This window comes from Ruegeria sp. YKSF070 (assembly GCF_059612725.1).
In genome coordinates this window covers 38,728-57,506 of the sequence record NZ_JBXWRD010000023.1, presented here as the reverse complement: position 1 = coordinate 57,506, position 18,779 = coordinate 38,728, and the positions used below count along the sequence as shown (strand labels likewise).

Sequence of the window (18,779 nt, the reverse complement as noted above, 5' to 3'; positions counted from 1 at the left end):
CCGGCGCAGGGGAGACGTCTGATGAGCCAACCCAAACTCACGCTAAACGACAAGTTCGATCTGGAGAAGAGCCCGGTGCTGCTGAACGGCACCCAGGCCCTGGTTCGCCTGATGTTGATGCAGAAGGCGCGCGATACTGCCGCCGGATTGAACACGGCGGGCCTGGTCACCGGATATCGCGGCTCGCCGTTGGGCGCGGTCGATCTGCAAATGAGCCGGGCGCAGAAACAGCTCAATGCCGCCGATGTTACCTTTCAGTTCGGCCTGAACGAGGATTTGGCGGCTACCGCGTTGTGGGGCAGCCAGCAGGCGGGGCTGCGCGGTGACGGCAAATATGACGGTGTCTTTGGCCTTTGGTACGGGAAGGGTCCGGGAGTGGACCGTTCGGGCGACGTGATGCGCCACGCCAACATGGCCGGCACCGCCAAACATGGCGGCGTTCTGATGGCGATGGGTGACGACCACACCGGCGAAAGCTCGACCGTGCTGCACCAGTCGGAATGGGCGCTGGTCGATGCCTATATGCCGGTGGTCAGCCCCGCGGGTGTGCAGGAGATCCTCGATTACGGCATCTACGGCTATGCGCTCAGCCGGTTCTCGGGCTTGTGGGTGGGTCTCAAGACCATGAAGGACACAATCGAGGTGACCTCGGTCGTGGATGGTCGACCTGATCGGGTGCAACTGGTGACCCCCGCGTTCGACATGCCCGAAGGCGGGCTGAACATTCGACTGGGTGACACGCCGCACCTGCAAGAGGGGCGGATCATCGACTATAAACGCTTTGCCGCCGAGGCGTTCAGCCGCGCCAACCGGATGGACAAGAGGGTCTGGGGCAAGCCGGGCGCCAAGATCGGCATCGCGGCGGCGGGCAAGAACTGGCTCGACCTGGTGCATGCGATGTCGCTCTTGAACATCGACGAGAATGAGGCGGAGCGGCTGGGCATCACCACCTACAAGATCGGCCAGACCTTTCCGCTGGACATGCAGAGCTTCCACGACTGGGCCGAAGATCTCGATCTGGTTGTGATCGTCGAGGAAAAGCGCAAGCTGATCGAGGTGCAGGTCAAGGAAGCCATCTTTGACGACCGTCAGGGCCGCCGCGTTTATGGCTGGTACAAGGGTGGCGCTGGCGCCATGCACCGCGAGGAACTGTTCCCGACCCGTGGTGCGCTGGACCCGATCCTGATCGCCGAGAAACTGGGCGCGATCTTTATCGAAGAGGGGCGCGAAACCGATGGGATCCGCGCCGGCCTGAATGCGCTGGCCGATGCCCGGCGCAACGACAACGCGCAGGAAATCGCGTCGCGCCTGCCGTATTTCTGCTCGGGTTGCCCGCATAACAGCTCGACCAAGGTGCCCGATGGCAGCCGCGCCTATGCCGGGATCGGCTGTCACTACATGGTGCAGTGGATGGACCGGAACACCCAAGGGTTCACCCATATGGGCGGTGAAGGGGCGAACTGGATCGGCGAGGCGCCGTTTTCCAAGACCAACCACGTGTTCCAGAACCTGGGCGATGGCACCTATAACCATTCCGGCGTGCAGGCGATCCGCGCCGCCTTGGCGGCTGGTACCAACATCACCTACAAGATCCTGTTCAACGATGCGGTCGCAATGACCGGCGGGCAAGAGAACGAGGGCGATCTGACCGCGCCCCGCATCGTGGCCGAGCTGAAGGCGATGGGGATCAAGGAACTGGCCGTTGTCTATGACGACAAGGAAGACGTGGACCGGTCGCAGTTCCCCTCGGGCGTACCGTTCCACGAGCGCGCCGAACTGATGCAGGTGCAAAAGCGGTTCCGCGAGATCGAGGGCGTCAGTGCCATCGTCTATATCCAGACCTGCGCCGCCGAGAAACGCCGCCGCCGCAAGCGCGGCACCTTCCCTGACCCGGACAAGCGGGTGTTCATCAACACTGATATCTGCGAGGGCTGCGGCGATTGCGGAGTTCAGTCGAACTGTGTCTCGATCGTGCCCAAGGAAACCGAACTGGGCCGCAAACGCGCGATCGACCAATCCTCGTGCAACAAGGATTTCTCTTGCGTCAAAGGGTTCTGCCCGTCCTTCGTGACGGTGCAGGGGGCCAAGATCCGCAAGGAGGCCACCGCCGAGATCGACCTGCCGCATCTGCCGATGCCGAACCTGCCCGCCATCACCGGCACCCATAACGTGGTGATCACCGGCGTTGGCGGCACTGGCGTGGTGACTATCGGTGCGGTACTGGCGCAGGCCGCCCAGATCGACGGCAAGGGCGCGGGCATGATGGAAATGGCGGGACTGGCGCAAAAGGGCGGCGCCGTACATATCCACTGCCGCATTGCCAACCGACCCGAGGATATCAGCGCCATCCGCGTCGCCACCGGCGAGGCGCATGCGCTGATCGGTGGTGACCTTGTGGTCAGTGCCGGTGCCAAGACACTGGGCCTGACCCGCACCGGCACCACCGGCGCGGTGGTTAACAGCCACGAAATCATCACCGGTGATTTCACCCGCAACACCGAATTCACCATCCCCGCCGACCGGCTGAGCCTGGCGCTGGAGGCGCGGCTGAAAGAGCGGCTCGACCTGTTCGATGCATCAGAGCTGGCGCGCGCGGTGATGGGCGATTCGATCTATTCCAACATGATGGTGTTCGGCGCCGCCTGGCAGCGCGGGCTGCTGCCGGTCAGCCACGAGGCCATCATGCAGGCGATCGAACTGAACGGCGCCGCGGTCGAACGCAACAAGCGCGCGTTCGACATCGGCCGCTGGGCAGTGCTGCACCCGGACGAGGCCGCGCATCTGATCCGGCCCGGCGTGGTCGAACTGCCGAAATCGCCCGAGGACAAGATCGCCTATCGCGCCGAACACCTGACCGCCTATCAGGGCGCGCGTCTGGCCAAGCGCTATCGCAAGCTGGTCGACGGGATCGAGGACGGTGATCTGCGCGCGGCGGTGGCCGAGGGCTATCACAAGCTCTTGTCCTACAAGGATGAATACGAGGTGGCGCGCCTGCTGCTCGACAGCCGCGACAAGGCCGCGGCCGAGTTTGATGGTGATCTGAAGCTGACCCTGCATCTGGCACCGCCGATCCTGGGCGGCAAGGATGCGGATGGTCGCCCGAAAAAGCGCGAGTTTTCCGAGCGATGGCTGGGGTTGTTCAAGCTTTTGGCGCGGATGAAGGGGCTGCGCGGCACGCCACTCGACCTGTTCGGCTATACCGCCGAGCGCAAGATGGAGCGGGCGCTGATCCGGCAATATGAAAAGGACATGCGCGAGGTGCTGCCGAAACTCGACACACGTACCCGCGATGCCATCGTGGCGCTGGCACGGTTGCCGCTGGAAATTCGCGGCTTTGGCCCGGTGAAACTGGCAAACGAGGCCAAGGCCGCCAAGCGGCGCGAGGAACTCTTGTCGGTGATCCGTGATGGCGGGCCGGAACTGGCAAAAGCGGCAGAATAACGCGTCATTTCGCTGTTACAAGCTCTATGCAAAATCCAGGACTGCCCCTATTTCAGGGGCAGTTTTTTTCGGAGCCGTTCATGACCGCACAGCGCCATATCGCCCGCGATATCAGCTATGCCCATTCCGCCGCGACCAGGGGAGGACGGGCGGTGATCCGCCTGATGGAGAACACCACCGGACGCCTGGGCCTGATCCGGCGGGCGCAGGGATACGAACGCGAAGTGGCCCGGGGCCGCGATTTCTGGGCGGTGATGGCCGAGCGATATGGCCTGACACTGGATGTGGTGGGCGGAGAGTTGGCGAATATTCCTCAGGACGGCCCGCTGATCCTGATCGCCAATCACCCTTATGGTATCCTCGACGGGCTGATGATGGGGCATATTCTGTCTCAGACACGGGGAGATTTCCGCATCATCGCGAACCGCGTGTTCCGCAAGGCCGAGGATATCAACCGGATCATCCTGCCGATCTCGTTCGACGACACCCGCGAGGCCATGCAATTGAACATCGACACCCGCCGACAGGCGTTGAACTATCTGGGGCAGGGTGGTGCGATCGGCATTTTTCCAGGCGGCACCGTCTCGACCGGGCTGCATCCGTTCTCGCATCCGATGGATCCGGGCTGGCGCGGCTTTACCGCGCGAATGGTGGCGAAATCCAACGCGGTGGTGGTACCGGTGTTCTTTGACGGCCATACCAGCCGGTTGTTCCAGATCGCGAGCCACCTTCATGCAACCCTGCGCATGGGCCTGTTGATCAAGGAATTCCGCAAACGGGTGGATACGCCCGTGCGGGTGGTGGTGGGCCAGCCCATCGGGCGCGACATTCTGAACCCCTTGGCGCGGGACACGCGCAAGATGATGGATTTTCTGCGCAAGGCGACGTATGAGCTGTCTCCGACGCCGCTCAAGTCCTATGACTACGGCTACGAATTCGAGGAACGGCATCGCGCCTGAAGGGAAAGATGGCAGTAGGGATATTCGATTCGGGCCTGGGTGGTCTGACCGTGCTGGAAGCGGCGCAGAAACGGTTGCCGGATGTAGAGTTCCTCTACTATGCCGACAGCGCGCATGCGCCTTATGGGGTTCGCACGCCCGAGGATATCTTTCAACTGACCCGCGCGGCGGTACATGATCTGTGGAACCGGGGCTGTGATCTGGTGATCCTGGCCTGCAACACTGCTAGCGCCGCCGCGCTGCGCCGGATGCAGGAAGAGGGCGTGCCGCCGGGCAAACGGGTGCTGGGCGTGTTCGTGCCGCTGATCGAGGCACTGACCGAGCGGCAATGGGGTGACAACAGCCCCCCGCGCGAGGTCGAGGTCAAGAACGTCGCCCTGTTCGCCACGCCCGCCACCGTGGCCAGCCGCGCGTTCCAACGCGAACTGGCCTTTCGTGCCATCGGTGTGGATGTCGAGGCGCAGGCCTGTGGCGGGGTGGTCGATGCCATCGAAGAGGGCGACCTGATCCTGGCAGAGGCGCTGGTGCGCAGCCATGTGGACGCGCTGAAACGCAAAATGCCTTATCCGCAGGCGGCGATCCTGGGCTGTACCCATTATCCGCTGATGGAGCCTATCTTTCAGGACGCACTGGGCCCCGATGTGCGGGTGTTCAGCCAGGGCAATCTGGTGGCCGACAGCCTGGCCGATTACCTGGAGCGTCATCCGAACATGCGCGGCAGCGGCGCGGCGGGGTATCTGACCACCGGCAAGCCCGGCACCGTCAGCAATCGCGCGACCCAGTTCCTGCGACGACAGATCACCTTTGCCGCCGCCTGACTTCGGTCAAGGCGCGCGCTGCCTCACCGTCTTATGCCCCATGCGGGGCAGTCGCGATGCGACGAAACCACAGTTGAGAAGAGGTCTGACATGACCCACAAGATCGCAATTCTGGGCGCCAGCGGTTACACCGGGGCCGAACTGATCCGGCTGATCGCCGAACATCCGAACATGGAGATCGTCGCCCTGTCGGGCGAGCGCAAGGCCGGGCAGAGCATGGCTGAGGTGTTCCCGCATCTGCGCCATCTGGACCTGCCGGTGCTGTGCAAGATCGACGAGATCGACTTTGCCGGGATCGACCTTTGTTTCTGCGCGCTGCCGCATAAGACCAGCCAGGAGGTGATCCGCGCGCTGCCTTCAACGCTCAAGATCGTCGATCTGAGCGCCGATTTCCGGCTGCGCGACCCCGAGGCCTATCGCAAATGGTATGGCAACGAACACGTTGCGCTGGAACAGCAGGCCGAGGCGGTTTATGGCCTGACCGAGTTCTACCGCGAGCAGATCCGCACCGCGCGGCTGGTGGCGGGAACAGGCTGCAACGCGGCCACCGGGCAATATGTGCTGCGGCCGCTGATCGCCGCCGGTGTCATTGACCTGGACGAGATCATCCTCGACCTGAAATGCGCGGTGTCCGGCGCGGGGCGCAGCCTGAAAGAGAACCTGCTGCATGCCGAGTTGAGCGAGGGCTATAACGCCTATGCGGTGGGTGGCACCCACCGGCATCTGGGTGAGTTCGATCAGGAATTCTCGGCGCTGGCGGGGCGTCCGGTGCAGGTGCAGTTTACCCCGCATCTGATCCCCGCCAACCGGGGCATCCTGGCCACCGCCTATGTGCGCGGCGATGCGCAAACCGTGCATCAGACGCTGGCGGCTGCCTATGCGGACGAACCGTTCCTGCATGTGCTGCCCTTTGGCGAGACACCCTCGACCCATCATGTACGCGGCTCGAACCATTGCCATATTGGGGTGACGGGGGATCGCATCGCGGGCCGGGCCATCGTGATCGCGGCGCTGGATAACCTGACAAAAGGTAGCAGTGGCCAGGCCTTGCAGAACGCCAACCTGATGTTAGGTGAAACAGAGACCACCGGGCTGACCATGGCCCCGCTATTCCCGTGAGGACGAGATGAAATCGCTGAAGAAACAACGACGTATCCAGGTGATCATACTGGCGACTGTCGCTCTGGTTCTGGCGACGGGGTTGATCGGCTATGCCATGCGCGACGGCATTAACTTCTTCCGGGCGCCGAGCGACATCATCGCCGAACCGCCGCAGCCCAGCGAGACCTTTCGCATCGGCGGGCTGGTCGAGGATGGCACCCTCGTGCGGGGACAGGGCGAGACTGTGCGCTTTTCGGTGACCGATGGCGGCGCCAGCGTGCCGGTTGTCTTTACCGGTGTGCTGCCCGATCTCTTTGCCGAGAACCAGGGCATGATCGGAACCGGGCGTTACGTGAATGGCGTCTTTGAAGCCTCGGAAATCCTTGCCAAACATGACGAGACCTATATGCCGAAAGAGGTCATGGACGCGCTCAAGGAGCAGGGCGTCTATCAGGCGCCAGACAGCTGACGAGGCGCCTCCGGCGGGAGTATTTCAGGCGGAATGAAGACAGGGGCGTTGCGCAAGCGGCGCCCTTTGCTGTTTCGCGGGATTAACTCTTTTTCGGCCTCATCAGGGCGGTTCTGATGGAGGTCGAGACCAATGCAGACGGTAAGGCAGATCGCCCAGGAGATCGTGGCACGAGAGGGCGGATTCGTGAACGATCCCGACGATCCGGGCGGGGCGACCAATTTCGGGGTGACCATCCACACGATGCGGCGGCTGGGGCTGGATGTGACCGGTGACGGCGTGGTGGATGTGGCCGATGTGCGGGCGCTGAGCCGGGAGCAGGCGGTCGAGTTATTCCTGACCCACTATTTTGCCCGCCCGAGGATCGGCGAGATGCCCGAGGCGGTGCAAGCCTCGCTGTTCGACATGTATGTCAACGCGGGCGGCAATGCGGTCAAGATTCTGCAACGGCTGCTGCGTGACATGGGTTATGAGGTGGCGGTGGACGGCGCAATCGGGCCGCAGACCCTGCGCGCGGCGCAGGATGCGGCGGTGCCGCGCCCCAATGCGCTGCGCGATGCCTATGGGGTGGCGCGGCGCAACTATTACTTTCGCCTCGCCGACCGGCGCCCGGCCAGCCGCAAATACGCCCGCACCCGCGCGGGCGTCAAGGGTGGCTGGATCAAGCGGGCCGAGGAATTCATGGCGCCTGAGTACCGCCTGAGCGATGCAGAGTTTCAGCGGAGGGTTTCGGGATGGGACTGATCGGCGATCTGTTGGGGATGCTGTTTGGCGGTGGTCGCAACGCGGTGCGCGAAACGGTCGAGGTGTTTCGCGAGAATGCCGAGGCAGGGGCGGCGCGCGCGACCCAGGTACAGATGGGCGCGCTGGACCAGTTCGCGGCCGAATTCGCGCAGCGCCGGCGCGGCGGGTTCGACCGGTTCATGGACGGGCTGAACCGATTGCCGCGCCCCGCGCTGGCACTGGGGACGCTGGGCCTGTTCATCGCGGCGATGGCCGATCCGATCTGGTTCGGCGAACGAATGCAGGGCTTGGCGTTGGTGCCCGAACCGCTCTGGTGGCTGCTGGGCGTCATCGTGTCGTTCTACTTCGGCGCCCGGCATCAAGCCAAGACACAGGATTTCCAGCGCGATCTGGCCGCCACGATGGCCCGCGTACCGCAGGCGGTCGAGAATATCCAAACCCTGCGCGCCCTGCGCCATGACAGCCCCGGCGTGGCCGACACCGGCACCGATGTGGAAACGGCGCTGGCGGCGTCCACACCCGAAGCAAACCCTGCGCTGGAGGAGTGGCGCCGCCTGAAACGGGCCTGACGGCGCGACACTATGCGCCGCCGATCCCGGCGAAAGGGATTGGCGGTGCCGGGGCCGGGGTCTATATCTCGGGTCATGATTACGGAACTCGGTCACTTCGCCCTCATCCTCGCCTTCATGGTCGCCATCGTGCAGATGGTCGTTCCCATGATCGGAGCCCATAAACGCTGGCCCGGCTGGATGGCGCTGGCCGAACCGGCGGCGGGGGCGCAGTTTCTGCTGACCGCCTTTGCCTTTGCGGCGCTGGTCTGGGCCTTTGTGACCTCGGATTTCTCGCTGCGGCTGGTGGTGCTGAACAGCCATTCGGCCAAACCGATGCTGTACAAGATCAGCGGCACATGGGGCAATCACGAGGGCTCCATGCTGCTCTGGGTGCTGATCGTCACCCTGTTCGGCGCAATGGCGGCCTGGTTTGGCGGTGGTCTGCCGCCGACGCTCAAGGCCCGTGTACTGGCGGTGCAATCGGCGATCGCGGTGGCGTTCTTTGCCTTTATCCTGTTCACCTCGAACCCGTTTCTGCGCCTTGCGGTGCCGCCCTTTGACGGGCAGGACCTGAACCCGCTGTTGCAGGATCCGGGCCTCGCTTTCCATCCGCCGTTCCTCTATCTCGGCTATGTCGGCCTGAGCATGGCGTTTTCCTTTGCCGTGGCTGCCCTGATCGAGGGGCGCGTCGATGCCGCCTGGGGCCGCTGGGTGCGGCCCTGGACGCTGGCGGCCTGGATTTTCCTGACCATCGGGATCGCGCTGGGCTCGTGGTGGGCCTATTACGAACTGGGTTGGGGCGGGTTCTGGTTCTGGGATCCTGTGGAAAACGCCAGCTTCATGCCCTGGCTACTGGCCGCTGCCTTGCTGCATTCGGCCATCGTGGTGGAAAAGCGCGAGGCGTTGAAAAGCTGGACCATCCTGCTGGCGATCCTTGCCTTTGGCTTCTCGCTCATCGGCACCTTCATTGTGCGCTCGGGCCTGTTGACCAGCGTGCATGCCTTTGCCAACGACCCCGAGCGGGGGGTGTTCATCCTGATCATTCTGGGACTCTTTACCGGTGGCGCGCTGACGCTCTTTGCCGCGCGCGCGCAGGCGATGGAGGCCAAGGGCGTCTTTTCCATGGTGAGCCGGGAAAGCGCGCTGGTACTCAACAATATCCTGTTGGCGGTGTCGGCCTTTGTGGTGTTCTTCGGCACGCTCTGGCCGATCCTGGCCGAGATGTTCTTTGACCGCAAACTCTCGGTTGGGGCGCCGTTCTTCAACGCGGCCTTTACCCCGTTCATGGTGGCGTTGGGTGTGGTGTTGCCGTTGGGCGCCATGCTGCCGTGGAAACGCGGCAAGCTGGGGCGGGTGGCGCACAGCCTGCGCTATGCCTTTGTGCTGGCGCTGGCGCTGGCGATCCTGGTCTGGGTGCTGCAGACCGGGCGCAGCGCGCTGGGTCCGGTGGGCCTGTTCCTGGGGGTCTGGATCACCTTCGGCGCCATTGTCGATCTGTGGAGCCGCACCGGGCGCGGCGGCAGCGTGGCGCGGCTGTTCCGTTTGCCGCGCGCCGACTGGGGCAAGGCAGTGGCCCATTCTGGTCTGGGTGTCACCATGTTCGCGATTGCCGGGCTGATGGCCTGGGAGGTCGAGGATATCCGCGTCGCCCGTCTCGGCGAACCTTTCGAGGTGGGCGGGTTCACCCTGACGCTCGACGGGGTCGAGCGGGTGCAGGGGCCCAACTATATATCGACCATGGGCAGTGTCCGGCTGGAAAAGGCGGGCCGCGCAATCGACACGCTGCACCCCGAAAAGCGCGACTATCCGGTCGCGCGCATGCCCACCACCGAGGCGGCGATCGACTATCGTATTCTGCGCGATGTCTATGTTGTGATCGGCGACCAGCAGGATGACGGCGGCTGGACCATACGGACCTATATCAAGCCCTTTGCCAACTGGATCTGGGGCGGCTGCATCCTGATGGCACTTGGCGGTGCGCTCAGCCTCAGCGACCGGCGCTTCCGGGTGGCGGCGGGCGCGCGCAAGGCACCGGCCAGCGGGGTGCCCGCGGAATGAAACGCCTGATCTTGATCCTGTCGCTGATCGCGGCGCCGCTCTGGGCGGTGCAGCCTGACGAGGTGCTGGACGATCCCGCGCTCGAATCCCGCGCGCGGGACCTGAGTGAGGGGCTGCGCTGCCTTGTCTGTCGCAACGAGAGCATCGACGAATCCAATGCCGAGCTGGCCCGCGACCTGCGTCTGTTGTTGCGCGAACGGCTGGTGGCGGGGGATACCGACGAACAGGCGGTGGCCTATATCGTAGACCGCTACGGCGAATACGTGCTGCTGAAACCCACAACCACGGGGGCCAACTGGCTGCTTTGGCTGGCCGGTCCCCTGATGCTGCTGGCGGCGGCGGGCATGGGCTGGGGTTTTGTGCGCGGGCGGGCCACGGCGGCACCCGCGACCGAAACGGCTCTCAACCCCGAAGAGCAGGAGCGCCTGCGCCGTATTCTGGAAGAGTGACGCGCGGTTTCGCTTTCCCAACACGTCAACTTGCGCCAGTTTGCGGCGCATCAGCATCCAACCGGGGGTCTCTACGCATGCAATACGACACCATCTCTCTGGACATCGCCGATGGTCTGGCGGTTCTGACCCTGAACCGCCCTGACAAAATGAACGCGCTGACCAGCCGGATGCGGGCCGAGATCACCCATGCCATGAAGGCCGCCGGGCGCGAAGCGCGCGCCATCGTGCTGACGGGGGCTGGCCGTGCGTTTTGCACCGGTCAGGATCTGGGTGATGCGGGCAGTTCCGGCAAGATCGACCTCGAACGCACCCTGCGCGACGAATACAATCCCATGCTCGAGGCGATCTATGATTGCCCGGTGCCCACCATCGCAGCGGTCAATGGACCCGCGGCAGGGGCGGGGGCCAATCTGGCGCTCTGTGCCGATGTGGTGATCGCAACCGAAAGCGCCTATTTCCTGCAGGCCTTTGCCCGCATCGGCCTGATGCCCGATGCCGGCGGCACCTGGTTCCTGCCACGCCAGATGGGTCTGGCCAAGGCGATGGGTGCGGCACTGTTCGCCGACAAGATCGACGCCCGTCAGGCCGAGGCCTGGGGCATGATCTGGGAGGCGGTGCCCGACCCCGACTTCGACGCCCAATGGCGCAAGCGCGCCGCCTATCTGGCCAATGGCCCCACCGCTGCCTTTGCCAATATCAAGAAAGCGATCCGGGGCAGCTATGGCACCGCGCTGCCCGACCAGCTGGCGGCCGAGGCGCATTTGCAGGGCGAATGCGGCCGCAGCCGCGATTTTCAGGAGGGCGTCGTCGCCTTCATGGAAAAGCGCGCCGCCAAGTTTGAAGGCCGGTGAACGCAGGCCGGATTGACAACCGGCCATGTAGGCTGGGCATCATGGTGACATGAGCGTGCCCAGCCATAGCCCCGACGCGGCCGTCCTGGAACATCTGACCGGGCGAAACCGGGGACTCTATTCCTGGATCACTTCGGATCGGGTCGAGCTGCTGCTTGACCGCGATGGGTGGCTGCGGGTGCTGGCACCGGGAGACGTCGGTATCCCCGGAGAGTTGATTGCGCGGGTGCGACGGCAAGAGGGGGTCTATCACCTTATTACCGCGCCGGGTGCGCGGGTCTGGGTCAATCGTCAGCCGGTCGAGGCCGCCGATCTGACCCATGGCGATGTGATCGAGTTCGGCGAGCAGGGGCCGCTGTCGCGTCTGCGTATCTATGACGAACGTCGCCGCCCGCATCCCACCCTGGCCGAGATGTTGGGGGACGCGCTCAGCTATCTGCGCACCAGCCGCCGCCCGATGCTGGCCCGCCTGCCGCGCGCGGCGGGGATGTTCCTGGCCCGGCTCCTGGGCAACGGGGCCTTGCTGTTTCGTGGGCTGGTCTTGCTTGGCCTCGTGGCGCTGGCGGCTCTGGCGGTCTGGCAGATTCGCGCCGACCGCGCCCTACGCGCTCAATATGAAAGCGGCCGTTTTCAGGTCGAGGCGCTGGCCTCGGCCCTGGCAGAGGCGCGGCGCGAGGCGATCCGGCCCGGCGATCTGGACGCGCTCCAGGACGAGATCGGCATCCGCCTGCAACTGAATGCCGAGCGGCTCGACACGCTCGAGGAGCGCTCAGGCGCCGGGACCCGCGTGATTTCGACCGCTGCGGGGTCGGTGGCCTTCATCCAGGGCGGCTATGGGTTGCGTCACCGCGACAGTGGCCGGATGTTGCGCCACGTGCTGGATGCGGCAGGCAACCGGCTGATGCTGCCGAACGGGCAGCCGATGCTCTCGCTCGACGGCACCGGGCCGGTGGCCGAGGTACAGTATACCGGCACCGGTTTCGTGCTGGCGGATACCGGGCTTATCGCCACCAACCGTCATGTTGCCGTCCCATGGGAAAAATCCGCCGCCATGGGCTTTGGCGGGGACGCGATGGAGCCGGTCTTTACCCGCTTCATCGCCTATTTTCCGGCCCGGCCCGATCCGGTCGACCTGGAGGTGCGGGGCCTGAGCGACAGTGCCGATCTGGCGCTTGTGGCACCCGTCGCGCCGGTCGATTTGCCGCCGGGCCTGCCGCTGGCCGAGGCCGCGCCGCCGCCGGGGCTCGAGGTGCTGGTGATGGGCTATCCGACCGGGCTGATGTCGATGCTGGCGCGCTCGGGCACCGGTTTCGTCGAGGAGTTGCGCGGTGCCGGTGTCACCGGGTTCTGGGAGGTGGCGGCGCGGCTTGCGGGCGAGGGGCTGATCTGGCCGCTGGCCAGCCGGGGCATCGTTGGGCAGGTGACCCCTGCACTGGTGACCTATGATGCCGAAACCACCCATGGCGGCAGCGGCGGGCCGGTGCTGAACCTTCGCGGTCAGGTGGTGGCGGTCAATACCGCGATCCTGCCGGATTTCGGCGGCTCGAACCTGGGCGTGCCGGTGGCGCGGCTGCGGGCGCTGCTGAACGCGCCCGCAGACTAAGCGTCAGGCTCAGGCGCGGCGGCGGCGGCCACCGCGCGCGCGGCGCTCGGGGCCCGCATCGTCACCGGTGCCGTCCGAGGCCGAGGTGAAGGGGCCGATCTTGTCCACGATCTCCTCCAGCGTCGGACGGTCGCCACGCGGGGTAGTGTCCAGCGCCGCCCGCATCGCGGTCAGGTGCGCGGGCATGGTGCCGCAGCAGCCGCCGATGATCTTGGCGCCGGCATCTCGGGCCATGGTGGCATAGACGCCCATCAGCTCGGGCGTGCCGTCGTAATGGATGTGACCATCGACATATTTCGGAATGCCGGCATTGCCCTTGGAGATGATCGGGCGTTCGGTGCCCTGGGCAACAAAGCCCAGCACCGTGCGCAGGATGTCCGAGGCGCCTGTGCCGCAATTGGCGCCAAAGGCCAGCGGCGGGTTGGGCAGGGTTTCGACCAGTTGCGCCATATCGGCCGAGGTGACGCCCATCATCGTGCGCCCGGCAGTGTCGAAACTCATGGTGCCGCACCAGGGCATGCCAGCCAGCGCAAAGGCCTCGGCGGCGGCGCGAAACTCCTCGGGGGCGCTGATCGTTTCCAGCCACAGCACGTCGACGCCGCCCTCTTTCAGGCCCTCTGCCTGTTCGTGGAACATCTCGACCGCGGCGGCATGGCTGAGAGCGCCCACCGGTTCCATGATCTCGCCGGTGGGTCCGACCGATCCGGCCACGATCACCTTGCGCCCGGCGCGGTCCGCGACCTCGCGGCCCAGCTCGGCGCCGATCCGGTTCAGCTCGCGCACGCGGCCCTGGGCGTCGTGCAGTTTCAGCCGCGCGGCGGTGCCGCCAAAAGTGTTGGTCAGGAACAGATCGCTGCCCGCATCGACCGAGCCCTGATACAGCGCGCGGATCTTGTCGGGCTCATCGGTGTTCCACAGCTCGGGCGCGTCGCCCGATTGCAGGCCCATGGCGAACAGGTTGGTGCCGGTGGCGCCATCGGCCAGCAGCACGTCATGGCTGGCCAGCATGTCTGCAAATGCGTTGGTCATGGTATTGCGACTCCCCGATTGCGCGGCGCCCGCAGGGCCCGCCTTGATGGGCAGATGTGTCACGTTCCCGTGAGAGAGGCAAATTCAAACTCTTCATCATGATCATGAGCCGGCTGTGGATGGTGCCGGGCCAGCGGTGGTGGCGCCTGTACGTGGCGGGCCAGGTCGAGCGCGGCCACCGCCATCACGGTCCAGCCGGGTGCGGCCATGTAAAGCGGTTGCCAGCGGGGGGCGAAACTGTCCTTGAACCGGCGCAGACCTTCAAAGCCGCGACCCAATAGCCCGCATGGCACCGCTGCCAGTGACAGCCGGGGCACCCGTGCCGCAGCGGCAACGGTCAGTGCCTCGACCACCAGCGCATGCATGGTGCCCTCGGGTGCGTCCGGGCGAACCCGCATCAAGTCAAGGCACCATTCGTCCCGGCTGCGGTGAAAGCTGACGAACCCTTCGAGCCGTGGGCCGCGCCAGGCCAGGAATACCGCCTGTCGGGCGAGGTAACTGGGCGCAAAGCGGCCCATGGTAAGCCCCCATGCCCGTCCGTTCACGCTTTGCCACAGTCTGTCGACCTCGGCCATCTGGGCCAGCGGGAGGGCACTGGCCCGGCAGGTCCGCAAGCCCGCGCGCACCGCATAGCGCAGCTTGCGCCGGATCTGGCGCCGCCCCGCGCCCTCGGTGGTAAACGTGGCGGGCACCAGCGTCGCTTCGTTCGAGACATGTCGCACGCGCCAGCCTGCGCGCCGGGCCGAGACTGCGACCCGGGCCGAGCACTTGTAGACCAGTGCGCAGAGATTGCGCTGCGCCGCCCGGTACGACAGCAGGGACAGATCGGGGTGACGGCCGCCACAGACCGGATCGAACAGCATGATCAGGCTCTGATCGGTCTCGACCACGGCCATGTCGGCAAACCCGCCGCTCAGCACATAGCCGTGCGATTGCGTCACTACGGCGGTTTCGGCGCGGGGGCGTGCGGGCGGGTGGTAATGCCCCAACCTTGACAGACGGCTCTGCCGCCTCAGCCGCAGGTCGGGCGGCGACAGCAGCAGCGGCACCGCCACCAGCGCCGGCAGGGCCACATAGATCAGCCGATAGGCCAGCACCGCCGCCATCAGCTCGGCCTCGGGTTGCGTGATCAGCAGTGACAGCAGCGTCAGTTCGAACGCCCCCAGCCCGCCCGGTGCCCCGGATAGAAGCCCCGCCGCCAGTGCCAGCACATAGGCCGTGAGCAGCAAGGGCAGATCGACCCAGGACAGGCCAGGCAGCAGCACCGCCAGCACCAGCGCTGCCGCCGCCAGGTCCAGCGCGGCCCAGCCCAGGATCGCCCCCAGCGCCCGCAGGCTGGGCAGGCCCAACGTGATGCGCCCCAGCCGCAGCCGTGGCAGCAGGAACAGGACCACCCCGATCGGCAGCAGCAGCGCCATCCCCGCCAGCCCCGTTTGCCGCAACCCCGGCAGTGGTGGCGCGATCAGGCACAGGACCGAGGCCCAGAAGGCCAGCGCCAGCAGAAAGGTGACCGCGACGAAGGCGGTCAGGCGCAACGCCAGCGCCGGGGTCAAATCGCCGATCAAGCGCCAGCGGGCGAATGCGCCGCTCAGCACGCCGCAGCCACAGAACTGAGAAAAGCCGATGGCGGCCATACCGCAGAGCCGGGCCTGCCGCTGCGCCAGACCGGTCCGGAAATGCCGGTGCGCCACGCCGTCATAGCGGCCCACCGCCCAGAAACTGACCGCAGCGGCCAGCAACGCCACCGCCAGCCGCCAGACGGGCAGGCCGGACAGGGCCTCGGTCACCGCGCCCGGCTCGATCGCCGCCAGACGCTCGACCAGCATCCACAACAGCCAAAGGGTGAGCGCAAGCGTGCCGCCAAGACGCAGCAGCAGACCGGTCAGGCGGGGGAACGAAGGGACGGGTCGAAGCATGCGGGGTCCTTTGGCAATTGGCCAAAGACTAGCCGCGCATCCCTTTCCCAAAAGTAAACCCGCAAGCAGGTGCTTGCGGGTTCTCCATGCGATTGAAATCGCACCAGAAATTGCGCGGTTCAGCCCGCTTCGCCCATGATCTGCGCCTTGGCCTCGGGCAGCAGTTCTGCCATCTTGGCGCGCACCGTATCGGCATCGGCCAGCCCGTCCAGATCGGCGGTGACCTTGCGCACCACGTCCTCGTGGCCGGCCTCTTCGAAATCGGCGATCACGACGGTCTTGGCATAGGCGGCGGCCTCGTCGCCGGTCTTGCCCATCAGGCCAGCAGCCCACAGGCCCAGCATCTTGTTGCAGCGGGCCTGAGCCTTGAACTGCATTTCCTCGTCATGGGCGAACTTGGCTTCAAACGCGTGTTCGCGATCGTCGAAGGTGGTCATGGGTTGCGTCCCCTCAGTGAATTGTGCTCTGCTTCTGATATGCCGTTCGCGGGGGCAGACCGCAAGAGGCAGCGGTAACCTTGCGACACTGCGGCGCTTGCCGTATGAGAGCGCCATGACGGGGGACTCATTTCCCCGCCCCAGTCGGAAAGGTCGCAGATGGCGCGTCGCACCAAGATTTACGAAGGCAAGGCCAAGATCCTGTACGAAGGCCCGGAACCGGGCACCATCGTGCAGTACTTCAAGGATGACGCCACCGCCTTCAACGCCCAGAAAAAGGACGTGATCGAAGGCAAGGGCGTTCTGAACAACCGCCTGAGCGAATATTTCATGACCGGTCTGGCCCAGATCGGCGTGCCGACCCATTTCATCCGCCGTCTCAACATGCGCGAACAGCTGGTGCGCGCCTGCGAGATCGTGCCGCTGGAAGTGATCGTGCGCAACTTTGCCGCCGGCACCATGTCGAAACGGCTGGGCATCGAAGAGGGCACGCAACTGCCGCGCCCGATCGTGGAATACTGCCTCAAGAATGACGAGCTGGGCGATCCGCTGGTGACCGAGGAGCATATCGCCGCCTTCGGCTGGGCCAGCCAGCAGGACATGGACGATATCCTGAGCCTGGCGCTGCGCGTTAACGATTACCTTTCGGGGCTGATGTATGGCGTCGGCATCAAGCTGGTCGATTTCAAGATCGAGATCGGCCGGGTCTACGAGAACGACTATCCGCGCCTGATCATCGCCGACGAGATCAGCCCCGACAGCTGTCGTCTGTGGGACATCGCCACCGGGCAGAAGCTGGACAAGGACGTGTTCCGCCGCGACCTGGGCAGCCTGACCGATGCCTATTCCGAGGTGGCCCGCCGCCTGGGCGTGATCCCCAAGACCCAGGTGACGAAACCGACGCTGATCAACTGAGGTCGGGACGGCGCAGAAATCGGGACATTGCGTCGGCGGAATGTGACCGCCGCGCGCAACAGATCGAAACAGCTATGCGGGCGCGCGGCCAGCCCTGTGACGGGTGGGATCGCGTGGTCCGGCAGAATCAGGATGAAGGACAAGGAAAGATGAAGGCACGCGTGCATGTGATGCTCAAGAACGGGGTTCTCGATCCGCAGGGCGAAGCGGTGCGCCACGCGCTTGGCGCCATGGGCTTTGACAAGGTGACCGGTGTCCGCCAGGGCAAGGTGATCGACCTCGATCTGGTCGAAGGCGCCACCGAGGCCGACGTGGCCGAGATGTGCGAAAAGCTGCTCGCCAATACTGTCATCGAACGCTACGAGATCGAGCTGGTCTGAGCCATGCGCGCCGCGCAGTTGACCGCCTGGCGCCAGCCTCTGACGCTGGCGACCCTGCCGGACCCGACACCGGGACCGGGAGAGGTGGTGTTGCGCGTGCTGGCCTGCGGGGTGTGCCGGTCTGACTGGCATGCCTGGACCGGGGCCGACCCGGATGTGGTCTTGCCCATGGTGCCGGGCCACGAATTCTGCGGCGAGGTGGTGGCGCTGGGGACCGGTGTCAGCCGCTGGCGGCTGGGCGACCGGGTGATCGCGCCCTTTATCCTGGCCTGCGGGCGCTGCGGCGATTGCGCGGCCGGACATCAGACCATCTGCGCCAACCAGCAGGTGCCGGGCTTTACCCGCGATGGCGCCTTTGCCGAGCTGATCGCGGTGCCCTTTGCCGATACCAACCTGACCGCCTTGCCCGAGAGCTTGCCGCCGCATGTGGCCGCCGGCCTTGGCTGCCGGGTCACCACCGCCTGGCAGGCGTTGGTAGGCCGGGCCGAGCTGCGTCCGGGCGAATGGCTGGCGGTGTTTGGCGGCGGCGGTGTCGGGCTGTCGGCGCTGCTTCTGGGCCGCGCGCTTGGCGCACGCGTCGTCGTGGTCGATGTGGTCGAAGACAAACTGGCCCATGCCAAAAGCCTTGGCGCCGATGCGGTGGTCAACGCCGCCGAAATCGACGCGGCCGAGGCGGTGCGTGAGCTGACCGGCGGCGGCGCCCATGTCGCCATCGAGGCGCTGGGGATTGCCGCCACCATGACCGGCGCCATGCGGGCCCTGCGCAAGCTGGGCCGGCTGGTGATGATCGGCATGCCGGCGGGAGAGCATACGGCCATGACGCTGCCGATGGATGTGCTTTACTCCGGGCAACTGACCCTGCAGGGCACGCGCGGCATGCCTGCCTGGCGCTATCCCTCGCTTCTCTCTCTCATCGACGGCGGACATGTGGATCTGTCGCCGCTGGTGACCCGCACCATCGCCCTGTCCCAGGCAAGCGACGAGCTTGCCGCCTTTGACCGTCCCGCCCCGCCGGGCGTGGCGGTGATCACCGATTTTGCTAGCTAGGAGGTCTC

17 protein-coding genes are annotated in these 18,779 nt (G+C 65.5%); 14 read left to right on the top strand and 3 right to left on the bottom strand.

Annotated features, from left to right (window positions below):
- Positions 1–21: 21 nt before the first annotated feature.
- From AC2FL1_RS12955 to AC2FL1_RS12905, 11 genes are all read left to right on the top strand, one after another.
- A complete protein-coding gene (locus AC2FL1_RS12955; RefSeq protein WP_496877211.1) occupies positions 22–3,441 on the top strand; it encodes an indolepyruvate ferredoxin oxidoreductase family protein in 3,420 nt (1,139 codons plus the stop codon).
- Between the two features lie 80 nt (positions 3,442–3,521).
- Positions 3,522–4,400 (top strand): lysophospholipid acyltransferase family protein, encoded by an 879-nt coding sequence (locus AC2FL1_RS12950; protein WP_496877210.1) that lies wholly within the window; start codon positions 3,522–3,524, stop codon positions 4,398–4,400.
- 8 nt (positions 4,401–4,408) lie between these two features.
- Positions 4,409–5,218, top strand: coding sequence for a glutamate racemase (gene murI, locus AC2FL1_RS12945; RefSeq protein WP_496877209.1), 810 nt, complete (start codon positions 4,409–4,411; stop codon positions 5,216–5,218).
- Positions 5,219–5,308: 90 nt separating this feature from the next.
- Entirely contained in the window at positions 5,309–6,337 is a 1,029-nt protein-coding gene (gene argC, locus AC2FL1_RS12940) for an N-acetyl-gamma-glutamyl-phosphate reductase (protein ID WP_496826080.1), read from the top strand.
- Positions 6,338–6,344: 7 nt separating this feature from the next.
- The gene (gene ccmE / locus AC2FL1_RS12935) at positions 6,345–6,788 is read left to right on the top strand and encodes a cytochrome c maturation protein CcmE (protein WP_496826078.1); all 444 of its coding nucleotides are present in this window, start codon (positions 6,345–6,347) and stop codon (positions 6,786–6,788) included.
- 132 nt (positions 6,789–6,920) lie between these two features.
- Positions 6,921–7,532: a holin-associated N-acetylmuramidase gene (locus tag AC2FL1_RS12930; RefSeq protein ID WP_496877208.1), complete on the top strand. Its 612-nt coding sequence runs from the start codon at positions 6,921–6,923 to the stop codon at positions 7,530–7,532.
- Positions 7,523–8,101: a holin family protein gene (locus AC2FL1_RS12925; RefSeq protein ID WP_496877207.1), complete on the top strand. Its 579-nt coding sequence runs from the start codon at positions 7,523–7,525 to the stop codon at positions 8,099–8,101. Before AC2FL1_RS12930 ends, AC2FL1_RS12925 begins: the two co-directional genes overlap by 10 nt.
- A 75-nt stretch (positions 8,102–8,176) precedes the next feature.
- Positions 8,177–10,141, top strand: coding sequence for a heme lyase CcmF/NrfE family subunit (locus tag AC2FL1_RS12920; RefSeq protein ID WP_496877206.1), 1,965 nt, complete (start codon positions 8,177–8,179; stop codon positions 10,139–10,141).
- Positions 10,138–10,590, top strand: a complete 453-nt coding sequence (locus AC2FL1_RS12915) for a cytochrome c-type biogenesis protein (protein ID WP_496877205.1) — start codon at positions 10,138–10,140, stop codon at positions 10,588–10,590. The genes AC2FL1_RS12920 and AC2FL1_RS12915 overlap by 4 nt, the downstream gene beginning before the upstream one ends.
- A gap of 77 nt (positions 10,591–10,667) precedes the next feature.
- On the top strand, positions 10,668–11,444 hold the full coding sequence (locus AC2FL1_RS12910; protein WP_496877204.1) for an enoyl-CoA hydratase-related protein: 777 nt from the start codon (positions 10,668–10,670) through the stop codon (positions 11,442–11,444).
- Positions 11,445–11,493: 49 nt separating this feature from the next.
- Complete coding sequence (locus AC2FL1_RS12905) at positions 11,494–13,047, top strand: trypsin-like peptidase domain-containing protein (protein ID WP_496877203.1); 1,554 nt, start codon at positions 11,494–11,496, stop codon at positions 13,045–13,047.
- Between the two features lie 9 nt (positions 13,048–13,056).
- On the opposite strand, the gene bmt is transcribed toward AC2FL1_RS12905, so the two are convergent.
- The 3 genes from bmt to AC2FL1_RS12890 form a co-directional block, all read right to left on the bottom strand.
- On the bottom strand, positions 13,057–14,076 hold the full coding sequence (bmt, locus tag AC2FL1_RS12900) for a betaine--homocysteine S-methyltransferase (RefSeq protein ID WP_496877202.1): 1,020 nt from the start codon (positions 14,074–14,076) through the stop codon (positions 13,057–13,059).
- Positions 14,077–14,135: 59 nt separating this feature from the next.
- On the bottom strand, positions 14,136–15,992 hold the full coding sequence (locus AC2FL1_RS12895) for a phosphatidylglycerol lysyltransferase domain-containing protein (protein WP_496877201.1): 1,857 nt from the start codon (positions 15,990–15,992) through the stop codon (positions 14,136–14,138).
- A 119-nt stretch (positions 15,993–16,111) separates the two neighbouring features.
- A complete protein-coding gene (locus AC2FL1_RS12890; protein ID WP_234144042.1) occupies positions 16,112–16,429 on the bottom strand; it encodes a DUF1476 domain-containing protein in 318 nt (105 codons plus the stop codon).
- Positions 16,430–16,588: 159 nt separating this feature from the next.
- On the opposite strand from AC2FL1_RS12890, the gene purC reads away from it, so the two are divergent.
- From purC to AC2FL1_RS12875, 3 genes are all read left to right on the top strand, one after another.
- A complete protein-coding gene (gene purC, locus AC2FL1_RS12885; RefSeq protein ID WP_496877200.1) occupies positions 16,589–17,344 on the top strand; it encodes a phosphoribosylaminoimidazolesuccinocarboxamide synthase in 756 nt (251 codons plus the stop codon).
- A gap of 149 nt (positions 17,345–17,493) precedes the next feature.
- Positions 17,494–17,724 (top strand): phosphoribosylformylglycinamidine synthase subunit PurS, encoded by a 231-nt coding sequence (purS, locus tag AC2FL1_RS12880; protein WP_011047621.1) that lies wholly within the window; start codon positions 17,494–17,496, stop codon positions 17,722–17,724.
- A gap of 3 nt (positions 17,725–17,727) precedes the next feature.
- A complete protein-coding gene (locus AC2FL1_RS12875) occupies positions 17,728–18,771 on the top strand; it encodes a zinc-dependent alcohol dehydrogenase family protein (RefSeq protein WP_496877199.1) in 1,044 nt (347 codons plus the stop codon).
- Positions 18,772–18,779 lie beyond the last annotated feature (8 nt).